The organism is Robinsoniella sp. KNHs210, from assembly GCF_000686105.1.
GTDB classification, from domain to species: domain Bacteria; phylum Bacillota; class Clostridia; order Lachnospirales; family Lachnospiraceae; genus Robinsoniella; species Robinsoniella peoriensis.
Window position 1 is genome coordinate 558,892 of sequence record NZ_JMLZ01000002.1, and the last position, 19,720, is coordinate 578,611.

20 protein-coding genes are annotated in these 19,720 nt (G+C 42.4%); 13 read left to right on the forward strand and 7 right to left on the reverse strand.

The window, feature by feature from the left end; genetic code table 11:
- Positions 1 to 30 precede the first annotated feature (30 nt).
- Together CD03_RS0109265 and CD03_RS0109270 are read left to right on the forward strand one after the other, a co-directional pair.
- Entirely contained in the window at positions 31 to 696 is a 666-nt protein-coding gene (locus CD03_RS0109265; RefSeq protein ID WP_027293399.1) for an ABC transporter ATP-binding protein, read from the forward strand.
- 5 nt (positions 697 to 701) lie between these two features.
- Complete coding sequence (locus tag CD03_RS0109270) at positions 702 to 3,185, forward strand: ABC transporter permease (protein WP_027293400.1); 2,484 nt, start codon at positions 702 to 704, stop codon at positions 3,183 to 3,185.
- Between the two features lie 19 nt (positions 3,186 to 3,204).
- Here the strand turns inward: CD03_RS0109270 and CD03_RS0109275 are convergent, their stop codons facing one another.
- The 6 genes from CD03_RS0109275 to CD03_RS0109300 form a co-directional block, all read right to left on the reverse strand.
- Complete coding sequence (locus CD03_RS0109275) at positions 3,205 to 5,805, reverse strand: ABC transporter permease (protein ID WP_027293401.1); 2,601 nt, start codon at positions 5,803 to 5,805, stop codon at positions 3,205 to 3,207.
- A complete protein-coding gene (locus CD03_RS0109280; protein WP_027293402.1) occupies positions 5,799 to 6,479 on the reverse strand; it encodes an ABC transporter ATP-binding protein in 681 nt (226 codons plus the stop codon). Before CD03_RS0109280 ends, CD03_RS0109275 begins: the two co-directional genes overlap by 7 nt.
- A gap of 156 nt (positions 6,480 to 6,635) precedes the next feature.
- Positions 6,636 to 7,592: a sensor histidine kinase gene (locus tag CD03_RS0109285; protein WP_027293403.1), complete on the reverse strand. Its 957-nt coding sequence runs from the start codon at positions 7,590 to 7,592 to the stop codon at positions 6,636 to 6,638.
- Entirely contained in the window at positions 7,585 to 8,292 is a 708-nt protein-coding gene (locus CD03_RS0109290; RefSeq protein WP_027293404.1) for a response regulator transcription factor, read from the reverse strand. Before CD03_RS0109290 ends, CD03_RS0109285 begins: the two co-directional genes overlap by 8 nt.
- 11 nt (positions 8,293 to 8,303) lie before the next feature.
- Positions 8,304 to 8,816: a DUF4364 family protein gene (locus CD03_RS0109295; RefSeq protein ID WP_027293405.1), complete on the reverse strand. Its 513-nt coding sequence runs from the start codon at positions 8,814 to 8,816 to the stop codon at positions 8,304 to 8,306.
- A gap of 91 nt (positions 8,817 to 8,907) precedes the next feature.
- On the reverse strand, positions 8,908 to 9,843 hold the full coding sequence (locus CD03_RS0109300; RefSeq protein ID WP_027293406.1) for a TIGR01212 family radical SAM protein: 936 nt from the start codon (positions 9,841 to 9,843) through the stop codon (positions 8,908 to 8,910).
- Between the two features lie 343 nt (positions 9,844 to 10,186).
- Between CD03_RS0109300 and CD03_RS0109305 the strand changes: the two genes are divergently transcribed.
- The 3 genes from CD03_RS0109305 to pyrF all read left to right on the forward strand — a co-directional run bounded on the left by CD03_RS0109305 (position 10,187) and on the right by pyrF (position 12,914).
- The gene (locus CD03_RS0109305; RefSeq protein ID WP_027293407.1) at positions 10,187 to 10,426 is read left to right on the forward strand and encodes a hypothetical protein; all 240 of its coding nucleotides are present in this window, start codon (positions 10,187 to 10,189) and stop codon (positions 10,424 to 10,426) included.
- 250 nt (positions 10,427 to 10,676) lie between these two features.
- Complete coding sequence (locus tag CD03_RS0109310) at positions 10,677 to 11,957, forward strand: dihydroorotase (RefSeq protein WP_027293408.1); 1,281 nt, start codon at positions 10,677 to 10,679, stop codon at positions 11,955 to 11,957.
- Between the two features lie 27 nt (positions 11,958 to 11,984).
- Positions 11,985 to 12,914 carry an orotidine-5'-phosphate decarboxylase gene (pyrF, locus tag CD03_RS0109315; protein WP_027293409.1) on the forward strand — a complete coding sequence of 310 codons (930 nt, stop codon included), beginning with the start codon at positions 11,985 to 11,987 and terminating at the stop codon, positions 12,912 to 12,914.
- A gap of 103 nt (positions 12,915 to 13,017) precedes the next feature.
- Here the strand turns inward: pyrF and CD03_RS39890 are convergent, their stop codons facing one another.
- Positions 13,018 to 13,083, reverse strand: coding sequence for a DUF6783 domain-containing protein (locus CD03_RS39890; protein WP_442969733.1), 66 nt, complete (start codon positions 13,081 to 13,083; stop codon positions 13,018 to 13,020).
- Between the two features lie 247 nt (positions 13,084 to 13,330).
- Here CD03_RS39890 and CD03_RS0109320 point away from each other — a divergent pair, with 247 nt between their 5' ends.
- The 8 genes from CD03_RS0109320 (at position 13,331) to CD03_RS0109360 (ending at position 19,543) form a co-directional block, all read left to right on the forward strand.
- A complete protein-coding gene (locus tag CD03_RS0109320) occupies positions 13,331 to 14,122 on the forward strand; it encodes a dihydroorotate dehydrogenase electron transfer subunit (RefSeq protein WP_044289265.1) in 792 nt (263 codons plus the stop codon).
- Positions 14,123 to 14,228: 106 nt separating this feature from the next.
- Positions 14,229 to 15,134, forward strand: a complete 906-nt coding sequence (locus tag CD03_RS0109330) for a dihydroorotate dehydrogenase (RefSeq protein ID WP_027293411.1) — start codon at positions 14,229 to 14,231, stop codon at positions 15,132 to 15,134.
- Positions 15,135 to 15,165: 31 nt separating this feature from the next.
- Positions 15,166 to 15,840 (forward strand): orotate phosphoribosyltransferase, encoded by a 675-nt coding sequence (gene pyrE / locus CD03_RS0109335; RefSeq protein WP_027293412.1) that lies wholly within the window; start codon positions 15,166 to 15,168, stop codon positions 15,838 to 15,840.
- Positions 15,841 to 15,881: 41 nt separating this feature from the next.
- Positions 15,882 to 16,034: a hypothetical protein gene (locus tag CD03_RS38230; protein ID WP_027293413.1), complete on the forward strand. Its 153-nt coding sequence runs from the start codon at positions 15,882 to 15,884 to the stop codon at positions 16,032 to 16,034.
- A gap of 66 nt (positions 16,035 to 16,100) precedes the next feature.
- Entirely contained in the window at positions 16,101 to 16,511 is a 411-nt protein-coding gene (locus CD03_RS0109345; RefSeq protein ID WP_242849073.1) for a VanZ family protein, read from the forward strand.
- Positions 16,504 to 16,824 (forward strand): DUF6142 family protein, encoded by a 321-nt coding sequence (locus CD03_RS0109350; protein WP_027293415.1) that lies wholly within the window; start codon positions 16,504 to 16,506, stop codon positions 16,822 to 16,824. Before CD03_RS0109345 ends, CD03_RS0109350 begins: the two co-directional genes overlap by 8 nt.
- A gap of 9 nt (positions 16,825 to 16,833) precedes the next feature.
- Positions 16,834 to 17,424 carry an HD domain-containing protein gene (locus tag CD03_RS0109355; RefSeq protein WP_027293416.1) on the forward strand — a complete coding sequence of 197 codons (591 nt, stop codon included), beginning with the start codon at positions 16,834 to 16,836 and terminating at the stop codon, positions 17,422 to 17,424.
- A gap of 43 nt (positions 17,425 to 17,467) precedes the next feature.
- On the forward strand, positions 17,468 to 19,543 hold the full coding sequence (locus CD03_RS0109360; RefSeq protein WP_081820454.1) for an aminopeptidase: 2,076 nt from the start codon (positions 17,468 to 17,470) through the stop codon (positions 19,541 to 19,543).
- The last annotated feature ends 177 nt before the right edge of the window (positions 19,544 to 19,720 follow it).

The following is a 19,720-nucleotide window of genomic DNA, read 5'->3' on the forward strand; positions in this document are numbered from 1 at the left end:
TTACAAAGAAAAGTAAAGGAGAGTGTTTTTATGTTTATAGAAGTAAAAGGCTTGTCAAAAGTATATGGGGTCAGAGAAAATCAGGTTACGGCACTCAACAAAGTAAACTTAAAAGTTCAGGAGGGGGATTTCATTTCTATTATGGGACCTTCCGGCAGCGGAAAAAGTACCTTGCTGCATATGCTGGGAGGACTGGATAAGCCAAGTGAGGGCAGTGTATCCTATGATGGACAGGATATTTACCGGACAGGAGATAAAGAGTTATCTGCATTTCGCAGAAGGAAGATCGGATTTATATTCCAGCAGTTTAATCTGCTTCCGGTACTGACCGCAAGGGAGAATATTGAAATGCCTCTGCTGCTGGATAAAAAACATTTGGACCAGGATTATCTGAAGGAATTAACAAAGCTTTTGGGGATCGGAGAGCGGCTTACCCATCTTCCAAACGAGCTTTCGGGAGGACAGCAGCAAAGAGTAGCTATAGCCAGGGCCCTGATTGCCAAACCGGATATTATTCTGGCGGATGAACCCACCGGTAATCTGGACAGCAAAAGCGGAGGGGAAGTAATGGGACTTCTTTCCGATATCTGGAGAGAAATGGGAAAAACCCTGATTATTATCACTCATGATATCCGAATAGCAAAAATGGCAGAGCGTCAGTGTACCATTGTTGACGGTGTGCTTACGGAGGTGTAACCGGGATGAAATCTTATCATTCATTTTCTTGGAAAGAAATAAAAGCGCAGAAAGTAACTTCTGCATTGATTCTGATTGCGATTATTTTATCAACGATGATGACAACGGTTGTGGGACAGTCCATTGGTATTCTGCAGGCATTGCGGGAACAGCAGTCAAGTATGTTAAATGGAATCCGCTATGCTTCGTTTCATAGCCTGAAGGAGAATGAGAAAGACAGTCTTCTTAAAGAACCGGATTTATCCTGGGCAGGTGCCAATATAACGATAGGGATAAGCCGGATGGAGAACAGCGGGCTGAATCTGCAGTTACGGGAGTATGATCAGAATGACCTGGGTGCCTACCCTTCTGCACTCAGTCTGGAATCCGGAAGGCTGCCAGAAAAAGCCGGGGAAATAGCACTTCCTTCGGATGTTTTAGAACTTCTGGAACTGGAAGGAAAATTAGGCAGCAGCATCCGTCTGGATTTAAGTATTTCCCTGTTACAGGATAGCGAAGCCCCGTATCAATATCAGGCTGAATTTACATTGTGCGGTATATTAAAACCGAATTATACCGGCTATGTCAGCGGTACTACAACAGGCGCCGTAGGAGCCGGAACGGCTAAAGAGCTTTTGCCGGAAAAATATCAGATGTACTCGGTGGATTTTATTACGGCATCCAGGCAGGAATTTCAAAATGTACTGGATCGGCTGGCAGATAAGTACCAGGCAGACGAAAAGCTTATTCAATATAACTGGGTATATCTGGATGCCCTTAACATTTCTTACCGGGGAACGGCCGAAAATACGCGGGAAGCGGCTGGATTTTCTTTCATGGCAATGTCCGGCGTAATGGTGGGAATACTGGTACTATTGGCAGCAGGTCTGGTGATCTACAATATACTGAAAATATCCATCAATAAAAAGATTCGGGAATATGGGATTTTACGCGCAATTGGCGCTGTACCGGGACAGCTCTACAATCTGGTTGCCAGACAGCTGTTACTTCTTTGCGGACTGGGAATTCCGATCGGGGCAATTGCCGGCATTTTATCGGCAGGGGGAATTACGAAGGCAGCAACGACCCTGTTTTCCCCAAGCATTTTTATGACCCAGAGTCAGGAGGAGTTATCCAATCTGATCGGGCAAAACAGCTCCGGTAAAATACTTCCGCTGTTGATCAGTATATTTATTACACTGGCATTTGCCTGTATTGCAGCCATACCGGCAGCAAGGTATGCGGCTAATGTTGCGCCTACCCTGGCAATGGCCGGAAGCTGTACAAAAGTAAAGAGAAAAAACAGAAGAAAACGTAAGATCCGCAGCTTTGAAGCTTTTTTTGCAAGGCTGAACCTGAAAAGAAGCCCTGGACGTTCGATCATAACCATACTATCATTGGTAATGAGTATTACCGTTTTCGTGGCGCTTACCAGTTTTTCCTCATTGTTAGATGCATCCAAAGGTGTACAGGATATGCACCGCGGAGATTATGCCGTAACAAATGAAAACATCGGTTTTGCCCCGAAAGTAATCGATGACTTGAAAAAAAGAGCGGATATAGAATCTGTTTCGACCTTAAAGTACAGTATTTACAATCAAAAAGAAGATGGTTCCCTGGACATTGCGGCAAGCTTTCAGTTAAAACAAAGTTATGAGACACTTCAGATTATCGGTATTGATGAGGAGTGGCTGAAGAGTTTATTGCCAGGGATGACGGATAAACAGATGGAGGATTTAAAAGAAGGAAAGTCGTGTCTGGTTAAAAATCCAATTGCGGTTGCAGTAGAAGGGAAGACTTTTGAAGGGACGGCGCTGAATCCGGGGGATCAGATCAAAATTGCTGATTTACCGCTTCAGGTAGAGGGAAACTGCCAGCAGATAACCTTGTCCGGAGAAGGATTTACAAATGGTGTGCAGATTATCGTATTTGATCAGGTATATGATAAGCTGACCGGAAAGAGCAGCTATTCCGAGATATATCCCAGGTTTTTGAAAACAGTAGAGGAAACAGAGACAGATCAGATCATTGATGAAATTTGTAAGGAAAATCCCGGAAGCCATTCTATCTCTTACAAGAAAACAGACCAGCAGCTGGAAGAGAGCTACGCACAGGTGAAATGGCTGGCGTGGGGATTGATTTTCTTCATTGGGATGATCGGTCTGCTGAATATCATTAATACCACATACACCAGCATTCATACCCGGATTACAGAAATCGGCGTTCAGCGCGCCATTGGGATGAGCAGCCGTTCCCTTTATAAGACATTTTTGTGGGAAGGTGCCTACTATGCAGTCATAGCTTCTGTTATAGGGGCAGTGCTCGGCTATATTTGCACTATTTTTATAAATGCAGCCACCACAGATACCATACAGATTACAGCAGTTCCGGTAATGGCTATATTGCAGGCAGCAGCAGTTTCTGTAATCGCCTGTCTGGCAGCTACCTGCATTCCTCTTCGGAAAATAGCCAGGATGAGTATAGTAGAATCTATTGAAAGTGTTGAGTAACTGTTATTAAAATGTTTTGCTATTCGTTCTCTCGCAGCCTTTCTACAATGGTCTGCCGGGAAACTTTTCGGTAAGCCAGCAGAGGGATTAAAATTCCAAATGCCAGGAAAATGGGAAACACAATCAGTATAGGCAGCATCGTGAAGTGATATTCGAAGAACCAGTAAATCTGTTCTATGGGGCTTAAAAGGAATCGGCTGGTAAAGATATTCAGAACCGAGGCAGTCAGAATGGACAAAATGCCATAGAAGATACCTTCCAATATCAGCATTTGCTTTAATTGCCGCCCGGTCATGCCAATACTCTGCATCATGGCAAGCTCCCTCTTTCTGGACATGATACTTGTTAATTCAGCGTTGATAAAATTAAGAATCCCCACCAGTGCTATGATTGCGCTGAGCCCGCCGCCTACAGCAATGATGGCTGTCTGGATCAGCGTATAGCTGCCTGAATAGCCGGTTCTGGACTTATATGACATATCAGGTTCCACCTGCTCCGTATAATTTTTTAAGAATGACTCAATACCTGCGGTATGTGCTTCGTCAGCATTTGCAATGCAGATCATTGGTGTATATGCGTTATTCGTATCCTGTTTCAGAATATCCTGGTACAGAACAAACATAGGTGTCCCAAAGGTCAGACTGGTCAGCGGCTCCGGAATCAGTACGCTGGCAGCTACTGTATAAGATATCGGATGACTGTCTGCAGGGATCATATTCCCTTCTTCATCCCAGGGGAAATCCTCATAATAGTCGATCGTCATGGTATCGCCCACCTGGTAAATTTTATCATCTTTATTATAGTTTCCATAGTCGTCCTTGGGAATGACCTGGATGATAGAATGGGGATCCTGCCACTGGCTGCGGTCTAGGGTTCCTTCCACAACTTTCAGGTAACCGGCTGCAAAATCATCCATTCCATAAATACGAAGGCTGACATCTATCTCTTCCTCCGGGCTGACCGCTTCAGATTCAGCGCCATATTCCGATGAAAAAGGGTAGCCGGTAACTTTCTCGAATCCGGCTGCGGTCATTGAGGACATGGCATATTTGCTGGACATACCTACTTCTCCATAACTTTCAATCCCTTCCTGACTCAGGAGAGAATCCTTTGCAGTCTGGCTCAGAGCGGATTGGGAGTCATATTGATTAAACCTCATTTTAAAATAATCTGCGTTGCCGACAACGAAATCAGAAAGTATAAACTGGCTTAGAAAGCGGTCCTTATTAAATCCTCCGCTAAATGTATAGGTTGCATTCAAAAGCAGGAGGCTCAGTGTCAGGGATAATACAACCAGAATTGTTTTTTTCCGGTTTCGATTCAGGTTCGCAATTGCCATACGCAGCACTTTGGCGCCAATTTTGGATTTTCGCACATTTTTAGATCTTTTATTTCCATCAGTATATCTTGTAGCTTCCACCGGTGTAACGGATGCAGCCATGCGGCTTGGCTTCCTGCATGCGATGGACACCGTTATAATAGAAAACAGGGCAGAACCGATGAAGATCAGAGGATTGGGACTGATGTAAACGCTGCTGTTTAAGATATTCATAATCATATCGGATAACCCGGCGCCAATGATAAATCCCAGCAGCAGCCCAATAGGAATGCCGATACAAGAGAGATAAAAAGCCTGCATCCGCACAATGCGTCTGATCTGCTTCTGGGTAGAGCCGATTGTCTTTAAGAGTCCATAAAAACGGATATCAGCGGTAATGGAAATTTGAAAAATATTATAAATAATCAAGTATCCCGTCAAAAGGATGATCAATGCCGCAAGCGCCATAATGGATACATTAAGAATAAGATCACTGTTTGACAGCCGGACAGACGATAATGCCGTACTAATTCCCGTTTCCAGATAATTTGCGGCCTGGGGGTCATCCAGTGTATAGCCGTTATCTTTAGCGACGGTTTCCAGATCTTTTTTAATATTACCGCTGTCTGCAAATAATATATCGAGAGACCAGGTACCAGCTGACATATCAGTAGATGCTGCATCAGGATATTCAGCGATGGAGTGGGCTGCAAAATCCTTTGACAGCCAGACCTGTGTATGCATGATGGATGTATCTTTTTCCCAGAAACCGCAAAGGGTAAAAGTATGGGTCACCTCGGTATTGCCCAGAGGATAGGTAAGTGTTACCTTTTCACCAAGCTTATGTTCTATGCCAAGGAAATCCAGCAGGGCAGTATCGGTCGCCAGTTCATCTGTTGTTTCCGGCATATGCCCAACTTCCGGTTTGCTGAAAAATACATCTGCTGCGGCATCGTTCCCGTATCGGAGTTCAGCCTGATATGGATATTTTTTATAAGCATCGGTCCGCAGTCCGGTTAAAATTCTGGTTATGGCTGCTTCTTTGATCAGCGGATGCGTTTTTAACTGGTTCAATTGCTCCTCGGTCAGGTTTTTGAAGCTGGCATGTGCTTTTCCTCCGGTCAGGCGCATACTTTGCATTTCTGAGGAAGCATTCATGGTGATTCCAATGGTAAACAGTGCGCTAAAGAGCATCGTGGTCAGCATGATGGCAAATATCGCTATTATGTTCCTGGTTTTATTAGAATGATAACTTTTCCAGGCGATTCTCTGAACGGCCTTTTTATTTTTGACTTTTAACATGCCGGCTGCCCCCTTACGATCTTACCGTCTTCAATGTGTATGATATTGTCAGCCATCTGGGCAATTTCTTCATTGTGGGTAATCATAACAATTGTCTGGTTGAACCGGCTGCTGGTAATTTTTAAAAGCCCCAGTACATCTGAGCTGGTTTTGCTGTCCAGATTTCCGGTAGGTTCGTCTGCAAGGATAATAGCTGGTTTAGAAGCCAGGGCCCGGGCAATGGCAACTCGCTGCTGCTGTCCGCCGGAGAGGTTATTCGGCAGATTATCCAGTTTGGATTTCAGGCCCAGCAGGGAAATAATCCTGCCTATATATTCATTGTCCGGTTTTTTGCCGTCCAGTTCGATTGGCAGCATAATATTTTCAAGAACAGTCAGCACGGGGACCAGATTGTAATTCTGAAAAACAAAACCGATTTTTCTCCTGCGGAAAATCGTGAGCTCTTCTTCCTTCAAGGCAAAAATGTCTTTCCCGTCCACCAGCACTTTTCCGCTGGTAGGCCGGTCAAGCCCGCCAAGCATATGAAGCAGGGTGGACTTTCCACTTCCGGAGGTGCCGACAATAGCCGTAAATGATGCGTTTTCTATGGTAAGATCAACCCCGTCTAAAGCTCTGACGGCTGTTTCGCCCTTTCCATAAATCTTTTTTAACTGGGTAGTTTCAAGTATATTCATTTGAATCTCCTTTCTGATTGGAGCAGTGCAATTTCTATTAAATAAAAACAGCCTGCATATAAGAGTTCTTATATACAGACTATAGCATGAAGTTATTTCCACTTTCTTTCTGAAATATAACAGAATGGAAAGATTTGAGACTTGTACTGTGATTTTTCAATCAGGTTCCTGAGCTTCAGGCACGCTCTGTGATTGACCTTTGGGAAGAAAGATGGAAAATACGGTGCCGGAATTAGGCTGGGATTTTACCTTTATATATCCGCCCTGTGCGGTAATGATTTCCCTGGAAAGATAAAGGCCCAGCCCTACGCCTTCCTGGTCTGAGACGAAAGGAGAGCGGTAGAAACGTGTAAAAATCTTATTGCGTTCCTCCTCGCGGATCCCAATTCCGTGATCCGTAACGTCTATGCGGTAAAATAATTCATACGGCATTCCGCTAAGAAGAATCGTATCCCCTTCCTTTGTGTACTTAATGGCATTATCAACCAGATTGTGAAGTGCTTCCAAGGTCCATTTCATATCAAAAAAAGCAGTATCCGTTTCATTTTCCAGATGGATCAGAAGCCGCAGGCTTTTGGCAGACAGAGACTGGTCAGCGAAGCGGAGTGTCTGGGTAAATAGGGGGTGGATTTGATTCATGGCTGGCGTTACCGTTATAATTCCATTTTCCAGCCTGGAGGTGCGTATCAGGGCATCGATCAGAAAACGCAGCTTTTCTACCTGCTCAGTGATCTGACCGGAATATTCCCGGGCATCCAAAGTCAGCTGCAATTCCTGAAGCAGCTGGGAATAAAGCAGAATATTAGATATCGGTGTTTTTGTCTGGTGTGAAATGTCAGAGATCAGGGTATTAATATTCTCTTTTTCTTTTTGCAGATTCCCGGATGAAGTAAGGGTCTGGGTAAGAAATGCATGCATTTTAACACTGAGTGCGGACATAAGCGACTCATCGTAGATCTTTTCCTGAAATTTTCCGCTTGCAGCCTCATCCAGCATTTCGTTCAACTGGTCGATCAGGTGCCGGGTCTGTATTCTGTTCATGATGACCAGACAGGCAGATACCACAATTGCAGAAAGCGCAGCGATTATACAAATGATCAACCGGTTATCCATTGGATTCCTCCTGCCAGGTATATCCTATCCCATAGACAGTTTTTATATATTGTGGGAAAGCCGGGGTATCTTCCAGCTTGTCACGAAGACGTTTAATCGTGACCGAGAGAGCGTTTTCATCTACGTATTGGGCGCCATCGGTCCAGACTTTATCAACCAGCTGGGCACGGGACAGGGTAAGGCCCTTATTTTCAGTAAGTATGCGCAGCAGGCGCTGTTCGGTTTTACTCAGGTCAATGCGTTCCTGATTCTTTCGAAATATCATGTTATCAAAATCAAAAAAGAAACTTCCGGTAGAAATACAGGAGGATCGCCTGCAGCCATCCCCCGGCTCTTTGGCGGAAAGCCTGCGAATCTGTGTATTTACTCTGGCACGCAGCACCATGAGGCTGAAAGGCTTTGTAATATAATCATCTGCGCCGCTTTCCAGTCCGGTAACAATGTCCATCTCAAGATCATTTGCAGTTAAAATCAGAACAGGGGTATCAGAGCTTTGGCGGACAGACCGCAAAAAATCAAGCCCGCTGCCATCCGGAAGATTCAGATCCAGAATGACAAGGGCAATATTTTGGGTTTTGTAAAGTTCGGCTGCATTTTGAATATCAAATGCCTGAACAAAAGTAAGCTCCGGATCACGAAGTGCAAGTGCAATCCCGTTACTCAGTGATTTGTCGTCTTCAACAATTAAAATAGTATACATGTTCCGCTCCGTTACATCAATTCTTTCATAATGAATTCATAGACACTTTGACACTTTTTCGGCCAGTTGTCACAAATGGCAATTGCCTGTTCCTTTAGCGGAACGGTAACGGTAATATCGATTAAATCAGAGTGGCGCTCTTTTACCTGGCAATGGGCTTCATATTCATTATTTGTATTTTTATAATAATCGGCTACGATTGATACTTCATTGCGCAATTCCATTTTATGCTGTTTTAAATACTCATCGATATCATCCTGTATAGGTTTTGAAATCTTGTATTCGAAATATTCCAGGGTTTCCCTTCCGGTATCAGTCAGATGATACTGGGAAGTGTTGCGGATGGTTTCCACATGAACCAGTCCGGAATCAACCAGTTCGGAGATAGCCTGCTGAAGCGTAAAATAAGTCGTATATTCCTTGTCCAGTATAAATTCGGAGATCTGACTGTTGGACAGGGGAAAATTAACTTTTTTTAACATATCCAGAATAATTAATTTGTATAACGTTAACGGTTCTGACATAGATTACTCCTTCTTAAATAGATTCCTTATATAGATTCCTTAAATAGATTTTTTATATAGATTCCTTATATAGATTCGTTATATAGATTTCTTATATAGATTCCTGCAGATACAGGCGCCCCTGCCAGGTACTTTTTATTTTTAATTCCTGATGGATCGTGTTTAATACCGTTCGCTTTTTACTGCTCCAAAGGGGAGCCAGAAGCAGGTCTTTGGGACCATCTCCGGTCAGGCGGTGGATCGTGATCTCGGGAGAAAGATGCTCTAAACATAATAGGATGAGTTCCACATATTCTTCCAGTGTCATAACAGAACATCCGCCCGTTTTATATAGCCCTGCAAGTTCAGTTCCTTTCAGTATGTGAAGGAGGTGCAGTTTTATCCCCTGAATCCCGGCTCTGTTTAAATAAGAAATAGTCTCCAGTACCTGAGCGGTTCCTTCACCGGGCAGGCCCAGAATGGTATGCACGATAACATCAATATGTAAACGGCGTAGCTGTAAAACAGCCTGATCGAAACAGGATAATTCATAACCTCTTCGGATGAGCCTGGCAGTATTCGGATGAATGGTCTGTAATCCTAATTCTACCCAGACGGGTTTGATTTGATTCAATCGTCCCAGCAATTCCAGTACATCCGGACCCAGACAGTCCGGTCTGGTCCCGATAGAGAGTGCAGCAATGTCCGGATGTGTGATGGCCTCTGTAAAGATTTTCTCCAGATAATCTGCCGGCGCATAAGTATTGGTGTATGCCTGAAAATAAGCGATATAACGTTTTACAGGTTTCTTACCCTGCAAAGCCTTTTTCTGTGATTCAATTTGTTCCCGGATAGAAAGTGTGCGGTCTGCCGCAAAATCACCGGAGCCACCGGCACTGCAGAAGATGCATCCAAGGCTGCCCAGAGTACCATCCCTGTTGGGACAGGTCATCCCTCCGTTCAGAGAGACTTTATATATTTTTTCACCGAACAGTTCCCTTAAATGAAAATCAAGGGAACGATAAGGCTTTTCACCCCATTTTTGCATGATTTATAGTCCTTTAGTGTATTAAATTCTTCTATTCCTTATCATAACATTGCGAGGTAGGGATTTCAAGGAAAATAACAATCCCTTGTTTTTTCATTTAAGAAATGCTATCATAAATTCAGAAAAATAATTATGCAATGTCCTGGTCCGCCCCCTTCTCTTTCAGTACACTGCCTACATCTACAAAGCGTCATTAATCAGCTTAACCCAAATTCAAGAAATTTTTCGCTGTAGTATAAAAGTGTGTTTGAAAACAGGAATAGAATATCCATTACATAAGGAAACTATGGAGTAAGTATACTAATATCTATAATATGACAATAATTTGCAAAGGAGATTATTTATGAAGCTGAACGAAGAGATGGAAGAAAAGCTTGTGCTTGTTATACAGGCAGTTCTTGGTGTATTGATTATTGCATTGTCTGTAAGAAACAGTGCCAGGATGCAGTCTGACAAAATGAAGAAGGTTCTGGATGCTGATGCAAAGCAGATTGGCAGGCTGCATAAGAAAGAATATAAGTTACAGAAAAAGTTAATGTCCAGAAAATATAAAAATAAATTCAAAAGTCTGAAAACAAAATAGGGGGAAAGGGGCAAGAACACTGATAATGGGGTTCTTGCTTTTTTTTGTAACTACTTGCGGCTTATTGGTGATTATGATAAAATAAATCCATCATGGAAAATTCTGCGATTTTGTTATTCATTTGATAAAAAGGCAGAAGGAAGAGAAAAGTCATTATTCAGTTGTCCTGGGAATGGGTCAGTTTTCAATTTGACCGGTATCAGTCCCGGGAATTTTAAAGCTCGAATAGTTGCAGGAAAGGAATCCCAAGATGAGTATATTAATTAAAAACGGCAGGGTGATTGACCCGGATACGAAGCTGGATGACCAGTGTGACATCCTGATTAAAGGTGACAAGATTGAAAAAGTAGGCAGGGATCTGAAAGAAAAAGCAGACACAACGATTGATGCTGCCGGATATTATGTAATGCCCGGACTAATCGATATGCATGTGCATTTAAGAGATCCGGGATATACTTATAAAGAAACAGTTGAGTCAGGAGCATTAGCCGCAGCAAAGGGCGGATTTACAACAGTGCTTGCCATGCCCAATACTAAGCCGGTAACCGACGATAAAACAAGACTTCGTTATGTAATGAATAAAGCAAAAACGAATTCGGTAATCCATGTGCTTCAGGTAGGTGCGATTACAAAAGGCCAGGAGGGAACGGAACTGGCTGATATTGAAGGGATGATTGATGCAGGTGCACCTGCAATCAGTGAAGATGGAAAATCAGTTATGAATTCCAGACTTTACCGTAAAGCGATGCAGATTGCTGCAGCTAGAAATATACCGGTACTTGCTCATTGTGAGGATATTGATCTGGTAGAAGGAGGCGTTGTAAACGCTGACTGCCATACCAAAAAAATGCATCTAAAAGGAATAACAAATGCGGTGGAGGACGTTATTGTAGCAAGAGATATTTTTCTTGCTAAGGAAACAGGAGCAGCACTTCATCTCTGCCATTGTTCTACCAAAGACAGTGTGAGAATGGTAGAAGAGGCAAAAGCGGACGGCATCCGGGTAACGGCAGAAGTATGTCCCCATCATTTCACCCTTACTTCCGATGATATTAAGGAAAATGACGCAAATTACAAAATGAATCCGCCACTTCGTACAAAAGAGGATAAGGAAGCATTATTGCTGGGATTAAAGAATGATATTATGGATGTAATTGCCACAGATCATGCTCCACACAGTGAAGAAGAAAAGAGCAGATCTATAGAACGTGCGCCATTTGGGATTACAGGCCTAGAGACAGCGGTAGCCTTAACGGTTACAGAACTGGTAAAAAAGGATATCATTACCCCTATGCAGATGGCAGAGAAAATGAGTTATAATCCGGCGAGGATAGCGGGTCTTACGGACCGCGGATCTCTGGCAGAAGGAAAAGCCGCAGATATCGTATTAATCGATCCGGATGAAGCTTATACTATCAATAAAAAAGAATTTGCATCAAAAGGGAAGAACACACCGTTTGATGGAAGAAAAGTAACCGGCAGGGTAAAAGTTACGATCTGTGACGGTGAGATTGTATTTAAGGATAAATAATCAGGAAAACAGGAGGATTTTTAAGAAATGATTCAGAAATTAATAAGCAAAATACAGAAAACACATGCACCGATTGTAGTAGGATTAGACCCGATGTTAGGCTATATTCCGGATCATATTAAAAGCAAGGCATATGCAGAATTCGGAGAGACCTTAGAAGGCGCTGCAGAGGCTATCTGGCAGTTTAATAAAGAGATTGTAGATCATACTTATGATATCATACCTGCTGTAAAACCACAGATTGCCATGTATGAGCAGTTTGGTATTGAAGGATTAAAAGCATTTAAAAAGACCGTAGATTATTGTAAAGAAAAAGACCTGGTTGTAATCGGAGATGTAAAAAGAGGAGATATCGGTTCTACATCTGCAGCATATGCAGTGGGTCATCTTGGAAAAGTACAGGTGGGAAGTAAAACATATACAGCCTTTGATGAAGACTTTGCAACTGTTAATCCTTATCTGGGGTCAGATGGAATCAAGCCATTTATCGATGTCTGCAAAGAAGAGAAAAAAGGGCTGTTCATTTTGGTGAAAACTTCCAATCCATCCAGCGGGGAATTCCAGGACCAGTTGGTCGACGGGAAGCCGCTCTATGAACTAGTGGGCGAAAAAGTAGCTCAATGGGGCGAAGAATGCATGGGCGATTCTTACAGCTACGTTGGGGCTGTAGTTGGCGCAACTTATCCTGAAATGGGAAAAGTACTTCGTAAAATAATGCCGAAAGCTTATATTCTGGTTCCCGGTTACGGAGCACAAGGTGGAAAAGGCGCAGATCTGGTACATTTCTTTAATGAAGATGGTCTGGGTGCTATCGTAAACTCCTCCAGGGGAATCATAGCTGCTTATAAGCAGGAACAATATTTGAAATTCGGAGCAGAAAACTTCGGTGAAGCTTCCAGGGCTGCAGTAGAAGATATGGTAGCAGACATTGACGGTGCTTTAAAGAACCGCGGATAAAGCAATCATATAATAAGGAAGATACCAGACAAGCTCTAGAGCGTTTCTTAAAATTCATTCCCGCCATCTGCACGCCCCACTTTGCGGCATATTTGCCCCAAATTCAGGTTACGTAGTCCGCTACGCACCCTTCATTCGGGACAAATCTCCCACAAACTGTGACGCGCAGCTGTCAGAAAGCAATTTTCAGACACGCTCTAGTACTCCATCCGAACAGTAACAATAGTGACAGCACTGCCTGTTTTGCCATTTGCCGCGTTGTCGTCAGTCAGCGGAGGAACCACTCCGCTTCCATACTTCGCCTTGCAGGCTTACAAAATATTCAGCACTGTCACTATCATTACTGTTCTGTGGAGCACTAGCATTTATTGGGAATTCAAGCTTTATGGACTACCAGGGAACAGAAAGGAGTTAACATGGCAGAAAAAGTGAAAGAAAAAATAAAAGAAAAAAGCAGAATTATAAGCCAGGAAAAAATTGCCGGGGATGTATACAGCATGTGGCTGGATTCTGAACAGATTACGGAACACGCGAAACCAGGACAGTTTATATCGGTATTCAGCAGGGATGGGAGCCGTCTGCTGCCAAGACCCATCAGTATCTGTGAAGTAAATAAAGAAAAAAAAGCGCTGCGCATTGTCTATCGCGTAGTGGGAAAAGGCACTGATGAGTTCTCCGGATTAGGAGAAGGCGACCAGATTGAAATTATGGGGCCTCTGGGAAATGGATTTCCCCTGGACCGTATGGAAGAAGGCAGGAAAGCATTTTTAATTGGCGGCGGTATCGGTATTCCTCCAATGGTGCAGCTTGCAAAAGAATTAAAAGGGGAAAAACAAGCCATCGTGGGTTACCGGGATGAGTTGTTCTTAACCGGTGAATTGAATACTTATGCAGAAGTATATATCGCAACCGAAGATGGAAGTGCGGGCACTAAGGGAAATGTTCTGGATGCAATAAAAGAAAATGGACTTACGGCAGATGTGATCTACGCATGTGGGCCAACCCCGATGCTGCGTGCACTGAAATCATATGCAGAGGAAAATGGTATCGAATGCTGGCTCTCATTAGAAGAGAGAATGGCATGTGGAATAGGTGCCTGCCTTGCATGTGTATGCCAGTCCAAAGAATTGGATGAACACTCCCAGGTACACAATAAACGTATCTGTAAAGATGGACCAGTATTTTTATCAACGGAAATAGATTTATAAAAGCCGCAGTAAATGCGGCATTGGAGGAAAAAGCGAAAGAAATTCACTTTCGCAGTACCGGATATAAAGCCGCAGTAAATGCGGCATTGGAGGAAAAAGCGAAATTATGTTAAATACAAGTGTAGAAATTGCCGGGGTGCAATTTAAAAACCCTGTTATGACTGCATCCGGGACATTCGGTTCCGGTTCGGAATACAGCGAATTTGTGGATTTGAATACCCTGGGAGCGGTAGTGACCAAGGGTGTGGCAAATGTTCCATGGGCTGGAAATCCCACTCCACGTATTGCAGAGACCTATGGAGGAATGATAAATGCCATAGGGCTGCAGAATCCCGGAATGGAGACTTTCTGCAAGAGAGATATTCCGTTTCTGAAGCAGTTTTCAACAAAGATTATTGTAAATGTATGTGGAAAAACTACAGAAGATTATTGCCAGGTGGTAGAACGCCTTGCAGAAGAGCCGGTTGACCTTCTGGAGATAAATATCTCCTGTCCGAATGTAAAAGAAGGTGGTATTGCTTTTGGACAGGATCCAAAAGCGGTTGAACACATTACCAGGGAAGTAAAGAAAAGAGCAAAGCAGCCGATTATCATGAAATTAAGTCCCAATGTTACAGATATAACCGTGATGGCGAAGGCTGCCGAAGCGGGAGGTGCAGATGCACTTTCCCTGATCAATACACTGACCGGGATGAAGATTAATGTACAAAAAAGATGCTTTGCACTGGCAAATAAAACAGGCGGACTTTCCGGACCTGCGATAAAACCAGTTGCAGTCCGCATGGTCTATCAGGTAGCAAATGCCGTAAAGCTTCCAATCATCGGTATGGGAGGAATCGCCACTGCGGAAGATGCACTGGAGTTTATACTTGCAGGTGCGACTGCCATATCAGTGGGAACGGCAAATTTTAATAATCCCACAGCAACTGCAGAGATAGTAAAAGGCATTGAGGAGTATCTGATTGAGAATAAAATCGACGATATACGAGAATTAATAGGAGCAGTAAAATAGCAAGCCAAGAGGCAGACAGGAGAATAATGAAATGGAAGCATACAAACAGGAGTTTATAGAATTTATGGTGGATTGCCAGGTATTAAAATTTGGTGATTTTGTAACGAAGAGTGGAAGAAAAACCCCGTTTTTTGTAAACACAGGTTTTTACCGGACAGGCGCACAGCTACGTAAGCTGGGAGAATACTATGCAAAAGCCATCAACGAAAAATTCGGATTTGACTTTGACGTATTATTTGGACCGGCATATAAAGGAATCCCGCTTACCGTAGCAACTACTATGGCAATTAGTGAATTTTATGGTAAAGATATCAGATACTGTTCTAACCGTAAAGAAGTAAAAGATCATGGTGACAAAGGAATTCTTTTGGGCAGTCCGATTAATGATGGTGATAAGATCGTAATTATCGAAGATGTTACCACTGCAGGTACGTCTATTCAGGAAACACTACCAATCATCAAAGCACAGGGAGCGGTAACGCCGCTGGGATTAGTAGTTTCTGTAGACCGTATGGAAAAAGGACAGGGAAGCAAAAGCGCTCTTCAGGAAATTCAGGAGACATACGGACTAGAAACAACTGCTATTGTTACAATGGCAGAGGTAGTAGAACATCTGTACAACAAAGAATATAAAGGCAAAATTATTATTGATGACGCCTTAAAAGCTGCAATTGATGCATATTATGTACAGTACGGAGCAGAATAATTAGGCGCGGTCAGCGCTGCAATATAAAAGGAGGCTATACCATGAATGAGAAGATTTACAAAACAATGAGCAGTGTAGGAGCAGGCAATATTGTGGTTGGCATTACTGTTATGGTAACAGGGATTGCAAGTGGAATCTTGTTAATTGTACATGGAGCAAAGCTTTTGAGGGCAAAAAAGAATGTAATGTTCTAGTATCGAGGTATTTTCGTGAAAAAGGAAACTAAAAGAAAGATTAAGTGGATAAGCGTAGTATTATTTATGATCTACCTTATCTTACTGACATACTTCCTGTTTTTTGCAGAAAGTTATGGCAGAGTATTATCAGAACGGGAATACAGTTATAACTTACAGCCCTTAAAGGAAATTAAACGCTTTTGGATATATAGAGAACAGCTGGGATTTTTTGCGGTGTTTACTAATATTATTGGAAATGTACTGTGCTTTGTGCCATTTGGAGCGATTTTTCCGGTGCTGAACCGAAAAACGAGACATTTTGTGGTAATTGTTCTGCTGAGTTTTCAGTTCAGTTTGATTGTAGAATGCATCCAGCTTATTTCAAAGGTGGGAAGTTTTGATGTAGACGACCTTTTATTGAATACCATCGGTGGTATGATTGGTTATCTGGTGTTTTGTGTTTGTAACAGAGTGAGGAGAAATATATATGGCTAGGAAACCAATGTATTCATTTGCTGAAAAAAAACATTCAAAGCGTGGAATTACAGCTTCAGTCCTGGGCGGTGTATCCTTTTTGATCTTCTGTGTACTGGCTTATCTGTCCTTTTATTTCAGAGGACAGGGGGGACAGTACCTGGGAGCGATTGGACTTACCGCTATGATCATGTCTTTTGCAGGTTTAATTCTTGGATTTTTGAGTTTGACGGAAAAGAATTCCATATCTTTTTTTCCGAAGCTTGGAGCAATCTTGAATGGTGTAATATTTCTGGGATGGGTAGCAATATTTTTGATTGGAGTAGGAAAGTAGGCGAATGAAATGAACAGATTAGAAGCCCAGATGAATTTTATAATGGAAGTGGATAAATTAAAAAAAATCACAAGACAAAGTTATATTTCAGATGGCAGCAGGCATGAAAATGATACGGAGCACTCCTGGCACTTAGCTATGATGTGTGCGGTCTTAAGCGAACATGCCAATGAAGAAATAGATGTTTTAAAAACGATTACAATGGTATTGATACATGATATCGTGGAAATAGATGCCGGCGATACTTATGCTTATGATGAAAAAGGAAATGAGACGAAGCGTGAGCGTGAAGTGAAAGCGGCAGACAGAATCTTCAACCTCCTTCCTGAGGATCAGGCTGCTTATATGCGGGAGTTGTGGGAAGAATTTGAGTCGGCCAAGACGCCGGAAGCAAAATTTGCCCTGACTTTGGATAAAGTACAGCCGGTGATGTTAAATGATGCATCAAAAGGCAAGGCTTGGAGAGAGCATCAAGTAAAAGAAATGCAGATTATGGATCGCAATAAAGATACCCATAAAGGTTCTGAGGCAATTTGGGATTTCTGCGAAGAAATTATAGACCGGAATATTGCGAATGGAAATATCAGGTCCGGAAAATAAAATTCCCGATCTGAGAGGTATTAATGGAGTTAAGGAGGATGTTATGGACCTGGAAGAAGCGAAAATTTATCAGGAGCGTTATGATCTTTCCATGGAGCGTATCGCTCAAATAGCAGCAGAAGAAACAGTAGCGGCGCCCTTTATTGATTATTTTCAAAAAATGGCGTCTTTTATCATGGAAATAAAAGTTCTGTTTGAAAAATTATGCAGCGGGGAACTGAATGCATACAGCTGTGAACAGTGGGAGGAACTGAATCATTCATTATATGAAGACATACTTCCGGAGCATTACGATAACAGTTACGGAAATCCGGAATATGCGGTAAGTAAACTGGGAGAAATTCACGGCAGAATACTAAGTTTTCTATACACAGAACTGCGTGGAATGATTGCTTTTGCCTTTGAGGGCAGAATGTGGGACATGGTAATCATATGCGAAGTATTTATTGAGATCTATAATTGTTTTGAGGAAGAAGAACTTCCTGTTTACAAGAAAATACAGCAGATCCTTTACTGGTTTATCAGTGATTACAGCGATAGGACAGTAACCAGAAGAATTCAGGAGTCCGTAGACCCGAATCTGGATTTTGCAGTACAGCTTATTATGAATGAAGATTTGTCAGATCTTCGATATCTCTATAAGTTCGGCGAATATATAACAGAGAATGAAAGAAAAACAGCAGAATATCTGAATTCCCTTGACCAGAAAACCATTGATCTGATGGCGTCTACTTATACGGAAGGATATCGCATTGGTTTCGAAAAAGCGAAGATAGACCTGTTCTCAAAAGAAACTGTAAATATCCGTTACAATCTGGGATTTGAAAGAATGATTCGCAAGGCAATCCAAAACTTTGAGAAAATGGGGCTGCGTCCGGTAATCTACCGCTCAGCAGTGAATAGCATCAATAAGCGCCAGCAGCTGCGCATAGGATATTATGGCGCAATTCCGAATAAACAATTTGACTACGATCACAGAGCAGATAATGCAATTTATCTGGATAAGCCATTTGTAGAGCGTAAGCTGGGGGTTCTTCGCACTGCTTATGAAAAGTATAAAGATCTGGCTAACCGTCATGCAGGACCTGCATGTGTTGAAATTTTCGGAGAGCAGCCTTTTATACCGGAGAATAAGCCGGCAGCTTATCATATGTCCGAGAAGCAGGAAAAGCTTACTGTATTCTATAACAACGAATCTTCACAGATCACAAATCGTTATATCAAAGGTGAGGAGCGGAGTTTTACAATTATAGCATTTCCGATTCCCGAAATTGGGGAGCAGTTTGAAGAGATTTTCAGGGAAGTAATTAAACTGAATACGCTGGACTATCATTTATATGAAAGAATTCAGCAGACCATAATAGATGCTCTTGACCAGGGAAGCTGTGTTCATATAGTAGGTAAAGGAGATAATCATACTGATTTGACCGTACAGCTTCATGAACTTAAAGATCCGGCAGTACAGACGAATTTTGAGAACTGTGTGGCAGATGTCAATATACCGGTGGGAGAAGTATTTACTTCACCAAAGCTTGCGGGAACATCCGGCGTGCTTCAGGTAAAGGAGGTTTACCTCAATGAACTTAAGTATGTAGATTTATCCATTACCTTTGAAGATGGAATGATCAAAGAATATACCTGCGGTAATTTTGAAAAAGCAGAAGAGAATAAGCGCTATATCTTAGAAAATGTACTATATCATCATGAATCACTGCCTATGGGAGAATTTGCAATAGGCACTAATACTACTGCTTACGCAATGGCCAGAAAGTATAAGATTTCAGATAAGCTGCCAATTCTCATAGCGGAAAAAATGGGTCCGCATTTTGCAGTGGGAGACACTTGCTACAGCTGGTCTGAAGATATCGCTGTCCACAATCCGGACGGAAAGGAAATCATCGCCAAAGACAATGAAGTTTCACTTTTACGAAAAGAAGATATTGGGAAAGCTTATTTGGGCTGCCATACCGATATCACCATACCATATGATGAACTACAGCTTATTGAGGCAGTAAAGAATGACGGTACAAAAACTGACATTATACGGGATGGTAAATTTGTTCTGGAAGGAACACAAGAGCTGAATGAAGCTTTGGGGGAATTCACTGTGAAATCCTGATGCATTTCGCAGCTCTGCCCGCTTACAATCCGATGGGAGCCAGTCGGATTGTAAGGAGGCACTCGGCAGAGAAATGCATCACTCCATAGGTTTAATCTTTTCTGGCTATTGTGCCATACTACGCAATCATTTGATTTCTTAAAACATATATTATAAACAATATGAGGATAATAAAAA